This window comes from Staphylococcus sp. HMSC063F05 (assembly GCF_001837075.1).
In the GTDB taxonomy this organism is placed as follows: Bacteria; Bacillota; Bacilli; order Staphylococcales; family Staphylococcaceae; genus Staphylococcus; species Staphylococcus epidermidis.
Window position 1 is genome coordinate 154,213 of the sequence record NZ_KV831328.1, and the last position, 13,522, is coordinate 167,734.

General features: G+C 33.0%; 1 protein-coding gene (cut by a window edge). It reads left to right on the forward strand.

From position 1 onward, the window contains the following. On the forward strand, window positions 1–13,522 hold the 5' end (the start) of the coding sequence (gene ebh / locus HMPREF2576_RS04230; protein WP_083320092.1) for a hyperosmolarity resistance protein Ebh. 16,838 nt of this gene lie beyond the right edge of the window; the window shows 13,522 of its 30,360 coding nt (coding positions 1–13,522); it begins with the start codon at window positions 1–3; its stop codon lies off the right edge, out of view.

Consider the following 13,522-nt stretch of genomic DNA (forward strand, 5'->3'; position numbering starts at 1 on the left):
TTGAATAATCGTGATAAATTACAAAAATTTAGTATTCGAAAATACGCAATTGGAACATTTTCTACTGTGATTGCAACACTTGTGTTCATGGGTATCAATACAAACCATGCAAGTGCCGACGAGTTGAATCAAAATCAAAAGTTAATTAAACAATTAAATCAAACAGATGATGATGATTCGAATACGCATAGTCAAGAAATCGAAAATAACAAACAAAATTCTAGTGGGAAGACTGAATCATTACGTTCATCAACTAGTCAAAATCAAGCAAATGCACGACTGTCGGATCAATTCAAAGACACTAATGAAACATCGCAACAATTACCTACAAATGTTTCGGATGATAGTATCAATCAATCGCATAGTGAAGCAAATATGAATAACGAACCATTGAAAGTTGATAATAGTACTATGCAAGCACATAGTAAAATAGTAAGCGATAGCGATGGGAATGCTTCTGAAAATAAACATCATAAACTAACAGAAAATGTACTTGCAGAAAGCCGAGCAAGTAAAAATGACAAAGAGAAAGAGAATCTACAAGAGAAAGATAAATCGCAGCAAGTACATCCACCATTAGATAAAAATGCATTACAAGCTTTTTTTGACGCATCATATCACAATTACAGAATGATTGATAGAGATCGTGCGGATGCAACAGAATATCAAAAAGTCAAATCTACTTTTGACTACGTCAATGACTTACTAGGTAATAATCAAAATATTCCTTCAGAACAGCTTGTTTCGGCATATCAACAATTAGAGAAAGCATTAGAACTTGCACGTACGTTACCACAACAATCTACTACAGAAAAACGTGGTAGAAGAAGTACGAGAAGTGTTGTTGAGAATCGTTCATCAAGAAGCGATTACTTAGATGCTAGAACTGAATATTATGTTTCAAAAGACGATGATGATTCTGGTTTCCCTCCTGGTACTTTCTTCCATGCTTCAAATAGAAGATGGCCTTATAATTTACCAAGATCTAGGAACATCTTACGTGCTTCTGATGTACAAGGTAATGCTTATATCACTACAAAACGACTTAAAGATGGATATCAATGGGATATTTTATTTAATAGTAATCATAAAGGGCATGAATATATGTACTATTGGTTTGGACTTCCAAGTGATCAAACACCAACTGGTCCAGTAACTTTCACTATTATCAACCGTGATGGTTCAAGTACATCTACTGGTGGCGTTGGATTTGGATCAGGTGCACCACTACCTCAATTTTGGAGATCAGCAGGTGCTATTAATTCTAGCGTAGCGAATGATTTTAAACATGGCTCCGCTACAAATTATGCATTTTATGATGGTGTTAATAATTTTTCTGACTTTGCTAGAGGGGGAGAATTATACTTCGACAGAGAAGGCGCTACACAAACTAATAAATATTATGGCGATGAAAACTTCGCATTGCTAAATAGTGAGAAACCAGATCAAATAAGAGGATTAGATACAATATATAGTTTTAAAGGTAGTGGTGATGTAAGTTATCGTATTTCATTTAAAACTCAAGGAGCTCCAACTGCAAGATTGTATTATGCTGCTGGCGCGCGTTCTGGTGAATATAAACAAGCAACGAACTATAACCAACTCTATGTCGAACCTTATAAGAATTATCGAAATCGAGTACAGTCAAATGTCCAAGTTAAAAATCGTACACTTCATTTAAAAAGAACAATCAGACAATTCGATCCTACATTACAGAGAACTACTGATGTTCCTATTTTGGATAGTGACGGTTCCGGAAGTATTGATTCGGTATACGACCCATTAAGTTATGTAAAGAATGTGACTGGTACAGTCCTAGGTATTTATCCATCTTATCTTCCTTATAATCAGGAAAGATGGCAGGGAGCTAATGCAATGAATGCCTATCAAATTGAAGAACTTTTTTCACAAGAAAATCTTCAAAATGCAGCACGTTCAGGCCGTCCAATTCAATTTCTTGTAGGTTTTGATGTTGAAGATAGCCATCATAACCCTGAAACTCTTTTACCAGTAAATTTATATGTAAAACCTGAGTTAAAACATACAATTGAGTTATATCACGATAATGAAAAACAAGATAGAAAGGAATTTTCAGTATCGAAACGAGCGGGCCATGGTGTTTTCCAAGTAATGAGTGGAACGCTTCATAACACTGTAGGATCAGGAATATTACCTTATCAACAAGAGATACGTATCAAACTTACTAGTAATGAACCAATTAAAGATAGTGAATGGTCTATTACAGGATATCCTAACACGCTTACATTACAAAACGCTGTGGGTAGAACAAATAATGCTACTGAAAAAAACTTAGCTCTTGTTGGTCATATTGATCCAGGAAATTATTTCATCACTGTTAAGTTTGGTGATAAAGTAGAACAATTTGAAATTAGATCAAAACCAACTCCACCAAGAATCATTACAACTGCTAATGAATTACGTGGAAATCCTAACCATAAGCCTGAAATAAGAGTAACAGATATACCAAATGATACTACTGCTAAAATCAAACTTGTGATGGGCGGAACCGATGGCGATCATGATCCAGAAATAAATCCATATACTGTCCCTGAAAACTACACAGTAGTTGCAGAAGCATACCATGATAATGATCCAAGTAAAAATGGGGTCTTAACATTCCGTTCATCAGACTACCTTAAAGATCTACCATTAAGCGGTGAATTAAAGGCAATTGTTTATTACAATCAATATGTACAATCAAACTTTAGTAAAAGCGTTCCGTTTAGTAGCGATACAACACCACCTACAATTAATGAACCGGCAGGACTAGTTCATAAGTATTACAGGGGAGATCATGTAGAAATTACTCTTCCAGTCACTGATAATACTGGCGGTTCAGGTTTAAGAGATGTAAACGTCAATTTACCTCAAGGTTGGACAAAAACCTTTACAATCAATCCTAATAATAATACTGAGGGTACGCTTAAGTTAATTGGTAATATACCTAGTAATGAAGCATATAATACGACATATCATTTCAATATTACTGCAACCGATAATTCTGGAAATACAACAAATCCAGCTAAAACCTTTATTTTAAATGTTGGTAAGTTGGCTGATGATTTAAATCCAGTCGGATTATCTAGAGATCAACTACAATTAGTGACAGACCCTTCTTCATTATCTAATTCCGAACGAGAAGAGGTAAAAAGAAAAATAAGTGAAGCAAATGCTAATATAAGATCATATTTATTACAAAATAACCCAATACTCGCTGGAGTAAACGGCGATGTTACATTTTATTATAGAGATGGTTCTGTAGATGTTATTGATGCTGAAAATGTAATCACATATGAGCCCGAAAGAAAATCCATTTTCAGTGAAAATGGTAATACAAATAAAAAAGAAGCAGTAATCACTATTGCTAGAGGACAAAACTATACCATTGGTCCAAACTTAAGAAAATATTTCTCATTAAGTAATGGTTCGGATTTACCTAATAGAGATTTCACCTCTATATCAGCTATTGGATCTTTACCTTCATCGAGTGAAATTAGTCGACTCAATGTTGGAAATTATAACTATAGAGTTAATGCTAAAAATGCTTATCATAAGACTCAACAAGAACTTAATTTAAAACTTAAAATAGTAGAGGTTAATGCACCTACTGGTAATAATCGTGTATATAGAGTTAGTACTTATAATTTAACTAATGATGAAATCAATAAAATCAAACAAGCATTTAAAGCAGCTAATTCTGGACTTAATTTAAACGATAACGATATCACTGTTTCGAATAACTTTGACCATAGAAATGTTAGTAGTGTGACAGTAACTATACGTAAGGGCGATTTGATAAAAGAGTTTTCATCAAATCTCAATAATATGAATTTCTTACGTTGGGTTAATATAAGGGATGATTATACCATTTCGTGGACTTCTAGTAAGATTCAAGGTAGAAATACAGATGGTGGATTAGAATGGTCACCAGATCATAAATCACTTATTTATAAATATGATGCAACATTAGGTAGACAAATAAATACTAATGACGTGTTAACTTTACTTCAAGCAACAGCTAAAAACTCAAATTTACGTTCAAATATCAATAGTAATGAAAAACAGTTAGCAGAACGAGGGTCTAATGGGTATTCTAAATCTATAATTAGAGATGATGGCGAGAAATCTTATTTACTTAACTCAAATCCTATTCAAGTATTAGACTTAGTAGAACCAGATAATGGTTACGGTGGACGTCAAGTCAGTCATTCTAACGTTATATATAATGAAAAAAATTCTTCTATCGTAAATGGTCAAGTTCCAGAAGCTAATGGGGCATCCGCTTTTAATATTGATAAAGTTGTTAAAGCTAATGCGGCAAATAATGGTATTATGGGTGTTATCTATAAGGCACAATTATACTTAGCACCATACAGTCCAAAAGGTTACATTGAAAAATTAGGCCAAAATTTAAGCAATACCAATAACGTGATTAATGTTTATTTTGTGCCTTCTGATAAAGTAAATCCTAGTATAACTGTAGGTAATTACGACCATCATACGGTATATTCTGGTGAAACATTTAAAAATACTATCAATGTAAATGATAATTATGGATTAAATACAGTAGCTTCTACAAGTGATAGTGCAATTACTATGACCAGAAACAACAACGAGTTAGTAGGTCAGGCTCCTAATGTTACTAATAGCATAAATAAAATTGTAAAAGTTAAAGCCACAGATAAAAGTGGAAATGAAAGTATTGTTTCTTTCACAGTAAATATAAAACCATTAAACGAGAAATATAGAATAACAACTTCATCAAGTAATCAAACACCAGTGAGAATTAGTAATATTCAAAACAATGCTAACCTTTCAATTGAAGATCAAAATAGAGTAAAATCTTCACTCAGCATGACTAAAATTTTAGGTACAAGAAATTATGTCAATGAGTCAAATAATGACGTTCGTAGTCAAGTTGTAAGTAAAGTAAATAGAAGTGGGAACAATGCTACAGTTAATGTTACAACTACATTTTCTGATGGTACAACTAATACAATAACCGTTCCAGTTAAACATGTGTTATTAGAAGTTGTACCTACTACTAGAACAACAGTAAGAGGACAACAATTTCCAACCGGCAAAGGAACTTCCCCAAATGATTTCTTTAGTTTAAGAACGGGAGGTCCAGTTGATGCGAGAATAGTTTGGGTTAATAATCAGGGACCCGATATAAATAGTAATCAAATTGGTAGAGATTTAACATTACACGCTGAAATATTCTTTGATGGTGAAACAACACCAATTAGAAAAGATACTACTTACAAACTTAGTCAATCTATTCCAAAGCAAATATATGAAACAACTATCAATGGTCGATTTAATTCATCAGGTGATGCATATCCAGGAAATTTTGTTCAAGCAGTAAATCAATATTGGCCAGAACATATGGACTTCAGATGGGCCCAAGGATCAGGCACACCAAGTTCTCGTAATGCAGGTTCATTTACTAAAACAGTTACGGTAGTTTATCAAAACGGCCAAACTGAAAACGTTAATGTACTATTCAAAGTCAAACCAAATAAACCTGTTATTGATAGTAATAGTGTGATTTCAAAAGGACAATTAAATGGTCAACAAATTTTAGTTCGAAATGTTCCACAAAATGCACAAGTCACTCTATATCAATCAAATGGAACTGTTATTCCTAATACAAATACAACTATAGATTCTAATGGTATAGCTACTGTAACAATTCAAGGCACTCTACCAACCGGAAATATTACTGCTAAAACCTCAATGACAAATAATGTAACGTACACTAAACAAAATAGTAGTGGAATTGCTTCAAATACAACTGAAGATATAAGTGTTTTTTCAGAAAACAGTGATCAAGTAAATGTTACCGCTGGCATGCAAGCTAAAAATGATGGTATTAAAATAATTAAAGGTACAAACTATAATTTTAATGACTTCAATAGTTTCATAAGTAATATACCAGCCCATTCTACTCTTACATGGAACGAGGAGCCTAATAGTTGGAAAAACAACATCGGTACTACAACAAAAACTGTTACAGTTACTCTACCTAATCATCAAGGTACGAGAACTGTAGATATTCCAATAACAATCTATCCAACAGTTACAGCTAAGAATCCAGTAAGAGATCAAAAAGGACGAAACTTAACCAATGGTACTGACGTTTATAATTATATTATTTTTGAAAATAATAACCGTCTTGGAGGAACAACTTCTTGGAAAGACAATCGTCAACCTGATAAAAACATAGCCGGTGTACAAAATTTAATTGCACTTGTTAATTATCCTGGCATATCTACACCATTAGAAGTTCCTGTTAAAGTGTGGGTATATAATTTTGATTTCACTCAACCTATCTACAAAATTCAAGTAGGAGATACATTCCCTAAAGGAACATGGGCAGGCTATTACAAACATCTTGAAAATGGAGAGGGATTACCAATAGATGGTTGGAAATTTTATTGGAACCAGCAAAGTACAGGAACTACTAGTGATCAATGGCAATCATTAGCATATACTAGAACTCCTTTTGTTAAAACTGGTACTTATGATGTCGTTAATCCTAGCAACTGGGGTGTTTGGCAAACATCACAATCAGCTAAATTTATAGTTACAAATGCTAAACCTAATCAACCAACCATAACTCAGTCTAAAACTGGTGATGTAACAGTAACACCTGGTGCTGTGCGTAATATACTAATAAGTGGGACAAATGATTATATCCAAGCATCTGCAGATAAGATTGTTATTAATAAAAATGGAAATAAATTAACTACATTTGTTAAAAATAATGATGGTCGTTGGACTGTTGAAACTGGGTCACCTGACATAAATGGTATCGGACCAACAAATAACGGAACTGCTATATCTTTAAGTCGATTAGCAGTTAGACCTGGGGATTCAATAGAAGCAATAGCGACTGAAGGTTCCGGAGAAACTATAAGTACTTCAGCAACTAGTGAAATTTATATTGTCAAAGCTCCACAACCTGAACAAGTAGCAACTCATACTTATGATAATGGAACATTCGATATATTACCTGACAATTCACGTAATTCTTTAAATCCAACTGAACGTGTCGAAATTAATTACACTGAAAAATTAAATGGCAATGAAACACAAAAATCATTCACTATTACTAAAAATAACAACGGCAAATGGACGATAAATAATAAACCAAATTATGTCGAGTTCAATCAGGATAATGGTAAAGTTGTATTTTCGGCCAATACAATTAAACCTAATTCTCAAATTACAATAACTCCTAAAGCAGGTCAGGGTAACACTGAAAACACAAATCCTACTGTAATTCAAGCACCTGCGCAACATACTTTAACAATCAATGAAATTGTTAAAGAACAGGGTCAAAATGTGACTAATGATGATATTAATAATGCGGTTCAAGTGCCAAATAAAAATAGAGTTGCGATTAAACAAGGAAACGCTCTTCCAACAAATTTAGCTGGTGGTAGTACATCACATATTCCAGTAGTTATTTATTACAGTGATGGAAGTTCTGAAGAAGCTACTGAGACTGTTAGAACTAAAGTTAATAAAACCGAATTAATCAATGCTCGTCGTCGACTAGATGAAGAAATTAGTAAAGAGAACAAAACACCATCAAGTATCAGAAACTTTGATCAAGCTATGAATCGTGCTCAATCACAAATTAATACAGCTAAAAGTGATGCTGACCAAGTTATAGGCACAGAATTTGCAACACCTCAACAAGTAAATTCAGCTTTATCTAAAGTTCAAGCGGCACAAAATAAAATAAATGAAGCTAAAGCATTATTACAAAACAAGGCTGATAATAGTCAACTTGTGAGAGCAAAAGAACAATTACAACAATCGATTCAACCAGCCGCTTCAACTGATGGTATGACTCAAGATAGCACAAGGAACTACAACAATAAACGCCAAGCAGCTGAACAAGCAATACAACATGCAAATAGCGTTATAAATAATGGAGATGCAACATCCCAACAAATTAATGATGCTAAAAACACAGTTGAACAGGCACAGAGAGATTATGTTGAAGCTAAAAGCAACTTACGTGCTGATAAGTCACAGTTACAAAGCGCTTATGATACGTTAAATAGAGATGTTTTAACAAATGATAAAAAGCCAGCATCTGTAAGACGCTATAATGAAGCCATTTCAAATATTAGAAAAGAATTAGATACAGCTAAAGCGGATGCAAGTAGTACTTTGCGAAACACCAATCCTTCCGTTGAACAAGTTAGAGACGCTTTAAATAAAATAAATACTGTTCAACCTAAAGTGAATCAAGCAATTGCTTTACTTCAACCAAAAGAAAATAATTCAGAACTTGTACAAGCTAAAAAACGTTTACAAGACGCTGTAAATGACATACCTCAAACACAAGGTATGACACAACAAACAATTAATAATTATAATGACAAACAACGTGAAGCTGAAAGAGCACTTACATCTGCACAAAGAGTGATTGATAATGGGGATGCTACAACTCAAGAAATCACTTCTGAAAAATCTAAAGTAGAGCAAGCAATGCAAGCTTTAACTAATGCTAAAAGTAATCTGAGAGCTGATAAGAATGAGTTACAGACTGCATATAACAAATTAATTGAGAACGTATCTACCAATGGTAAAAAACCGGCGAGTATACGTCAATACGAAACAGCCAAAGCCAGAATACAAAATCAAATTAATGATGCTAAAAATGAAGCGGAGCGAATTTTAGGTAATGATAATCCACAAGTATCACAAGTAACTCAAGCATTGAACAAAATCAAAGCTATTCAACCAAAATTAACAGAAGCTATCAACATGCTTCAAAACAAAGAAAATAATACAGAATTAGTCAATGCTAAAAACAGACTTGAAAATGCAGTAAATGATACAGATCCAACACACGGTATGACTCAAGAAACAATTAATAATTACAACGCTAAAAAGCGAGAAGCTCAAAATGAAATACAAAAAGCGAACATGATTATTAATAATGGAGATGCTACTGCTCAAGATATTTCTTCTGAAAAATCTAAAGTAGAGCAAGTATTACAAGCATTACAAAATGCTAAGAATGACTTAAGAGCTGATAAAAGAGAATTACAGACTGCATACAATAAACTTATACAAAATGTTAATACCAATGGTAAAAAACCATCTAGTATTCAAAACTATAAGTCTGCAAGACGAAATATCGAAAACCAATATAATACCGCTAAAAATGAAGCACATAATGTTCTTGAAAATACAAACCCTACTGTAAATGCAGTAGAAGATGCTTTACGTAAGATAAATGCAATTCAACCAGAGGTTACAAAAGCTATTAATATACTTCAAGATAAAGAAGATAATAGCGAACTTGTTAGAGCAAAAGAAAAATTAGATCAAGCGATTAATAGTCAACCATCACTAAATGGTATGACTCAAGAATCTATTAATAATTACACAACAAAACGTAGAGAAGCACAAAATATAGCAAGTTCTGCTGACACTATTATTAATAATGGGGATGCATCTATTGAACAAATAACAGAAAATAAAATTCGAGTTGAAGAGGCAACTAATGCACTTAACGAAGCAAAACAACATTTAACGGCAGATACAACTTCTTTAAAAACTGAAGTACGGAAATTAAGTAGGAGAGGCGACACAAACAACAAAAAGCCTAGCAGTGTTAGTGCTTATAACAATACTATTCATTCGCTACAATCTGAAATTACACAGACTGAAAATAGAGCAAATACTATCATCAATAAGCCTATTCGTTCTGTTGAAGAAGTAAATAATGCATTGCATGAAGTAAACCAATTGAACCAACGCTTAACAGATACAATTAACTTATTACAACCTTTAGCGAATAAAGAAAGCTTAAAAGAAGCTCGTAATCGACTTGAAAGTAAAATTAATGAAACCGTTCAAACAGACGGTATGACTCAACAATCTGTTGAGAATTATAAGCAAGCTAAAATAAAAGCTCAAAATGAATCTAGTATTGCACAAACTCTTATTAATAATGGTGATGCATCTGATCAAGAAGTTTCTACAGAAATAGAAAAATTAAATCAAAAGCTGTCTGAATTAACAAATTCAATCAATCACTTAACAGTTAATAAAGAACCTTTAGAAACTGCCAAAAATCAGTTACAAGCAAATATTGACCAAAAACCTAGCACTGATGGTATGACGCAACAATCTGTACAAAGCTATGAACGTAAACTACAAGAAGCCAAAGATAAAATAAACTCAATTAATAATGTCTTAGCTAACAATCCAGATGTTAATGCTATCAGAACAAACAAAGTTGAGACGGAACAAATCAATAATGAATTAACACAGGCGAAACAAGGTCTTACTGTTGATAAACAACCATTGATTAATGCAAAAACTGCTTTGCAACAAAGTCTAGATAATCAACCAAGTACTACTGGTATGACTGAAGCAACAATTCAAAATTATAACGCTAAACGTCAAAAAGCAGAGCAAGTTATACAAAATGCAAATAAAATTATTGAAAACGCTCAACCTAGTGTACAACAAGTGTCTGATGAGAAATCTAAGGTAGAGCAAGCACTCAGTGAATTGAACAACGCCAAATCAGCGCTTAGAGCTGATAAACAAGAATTACAGCAAGCATATAATCAGTTGATTCAACCAACGGATTTAAATAATAAGAAACCAGCTTCTATCACTGCGTACAATCAAAGATATCAACAATTTAGTAACGAATTGAACAGCACTAAAACAAATACAGATCGCATTTTAAAAGAGCAAAATCCAAGTGTAGCTGATGTCAACAATGCACTAAATAAAGTAAGAGAAGTACAACAAAAATTAAACGAAGCCAGAGCACTTTTACAAAATAAAGAAGATAATAGTGCACTAGTTCGAGCCAAAGAACAACTTCAACAGGCAGTTGACCAAGTCCCTTCAACAGAAGGTGTGACGCAACAAACTAAAGATGATTACAATTCAAAACAACAAGCTGCTCAACAAGAAATATCAAAAGCACAACAAGTTATCGATAATGGCGATGCGACTACACAACAAATTTCTAACGCCAAAACAAATGTTGAACGCGCTTTAGAAGCATTAAATAATGCAAAAACTGGTTTAAGAGCAGATAAAGAGGAACTTCAAAATGCATATAATCAATTAACTCAAAATATTGATACGAGCGGTAAAACGCCTGCAAGTATCAGGAAATACAATGAAGCTAAGTCACGTATTCAAACTCAAATTGATTCAGCTAAAAATGAAGCAAACAGTATTTTAACAAATGACAATCCTCAAGTATCACAAGTGACTGCTGCGTTAAACAAAATAAAAGCTGTTCAACCTGAATTAGATAAAGCGATAGCAATGCTTAAAAATAAAGAGAATAATAATGCATTGGTTCAAGCGAAACAACAACTTCAACAAATTGTTAATGAAGTAGATCCAACACAAGGCATGACAACAGATACTGCTAATAACTATAAATCAAAAAAACGTGAAGCTGAAGATGAAATACAAAAAGCTCAACAAATCATTAACAATGGCGATGCCACTGAGCAACAAATTACTAACGAAACAAATAGAGTAAATCAAGCGATTAATGCAATAAACAAAGCCAAAAACGATTTACGTGCTGATAAGTCTCAATTGGAAAATGCTTATAACCAATTAATACAAAATGTTGATACAAATGGTAAAAAACCTGCTAGTATTCAACAATACCAAGCTGCTCGACAAGCTATTGAGACGCAATACAATAACGCTAAATCAGAAGCACATCAAATTCTTGAAAATAGTAACCCTTCAGTTAATGAAGTAGCACAAGCATTACAAAAAGTTGAAGCTGTACAACTTAAAGTTAATGACGCGATTCATATACTTCAAAATAAAGAGAATAATAGTGCACTTGTCACAGCTAAAAATCAACTTCAGCAATCAGTTAATGATCAACCATTAACAACAGGTATGACTCAAGATTCTATTAATAACTATGAAGCTAAGAGAAATGAGGCTCAAAGTGCTATCAGAAATGCAGAAGCTGTCATCAACAATGGCGATGCAACTGCAAAACAAATTTCAGACGAGAAATCTAAAGTTGAACAAGCACTAGCACATTTGAATGATGCTAAACAGCAATTAACTGCAGATACTACTGAATTACAAACAGCAGTTCAACAATTAAACAGAAGAGGCGATACAAATAATAAAAAGCCAAGAAGTATCAATGCATATAATAAAGCAATTCAATCATTAGAAACACAAATTACTTCTGCTAAAGATAATGCCAACGCTGTGATACAAAAACCTATACGTACTGTTCAAGAGGTAAATAATGCATTACAACAAGTAAATCAGTTGAATCAACAATTAACTGAAGCAATTAATCAACTTCAACCGCTATCAAATAATGATGCATTAAAAGCTGCAAGATTAAATTTAGAAAATAAAATTAATCAAACTGTACAAACTGATGGTATGACACAACAATCTATAGAGGCTTATCAAAACGCTAAACGCGTAGCCCAAAATGAATCTAACACTGCTTTAGCATTAATTAATAACGGCGATGCCGATGAACAACAAATTACAACTGAAACAGACCGAGTCAATCAGCAAACTACAAACTTAACTCAAGCAATTAACGGGTTAACAGTTAATAAAGAACCATTAGAAACCGCTAAAACAGCGTTACAAAATAACATCGACCAGGTACCTAGTACAGATGGTATGACTCAGCAATCTGTTGCAAATTATAATCAAAAACTACAAATAGCTAAAAACGAAATTAACACAATTAATAACGTTTTAGCGAACAATCCAGATGTTAATGCAATCAAAACGAATAAAGCAGAAGCGGAACGAATCAGTAACGATTTAACACAAGCTAAGAATAACTTACAAGTTGATACTCAACCTTTAGAAAAAATAAAAAGACAACTTCAAGATGAAATTGATCAAGGTACTAACACAGATGGAATGACTCAAGATTCAGTGGATAATTACAATGATAGCTTAAGTGCAGCAATTATAGAAAAAGGCAAAGTAAATAAATTACTTAAACGTAATCCGACAGTAGAACAAGTTAAAGAGAGCGTTGCTAATGCACAACAAGTCATACAAGATTTACAAAATGCTCGAACTTCACTTGTTCCAGACAAAACTCAACTTCAAGAAGCTAAAAATAGATTAGAAAACAGTATTAACCAACAAACAGATACTGACGGCATGACTCAAGATTCGCTTAACAATTATAATGATAAATTAGCAAAAGCTAGACAAAACCTTGAAAAAATATCTAAAGTTTTAGGTGGTCAACCTACTGTAGCTGAAATTAGACAAAATACAGATGAAGCAAATGCACATAAACAAGCATTAGACACTGCACGTTCTCAACTTACATTAAATAGAGAGCCATATATCAATCATATTAATAATGAAAGTCATTTAAATAACGCGCAAAAAGATAATTTTAAAGCTCAAGTTAACTCAGCACCTAATCATAATACTTTAGAAACGATTAAAAATAAGGCTGATA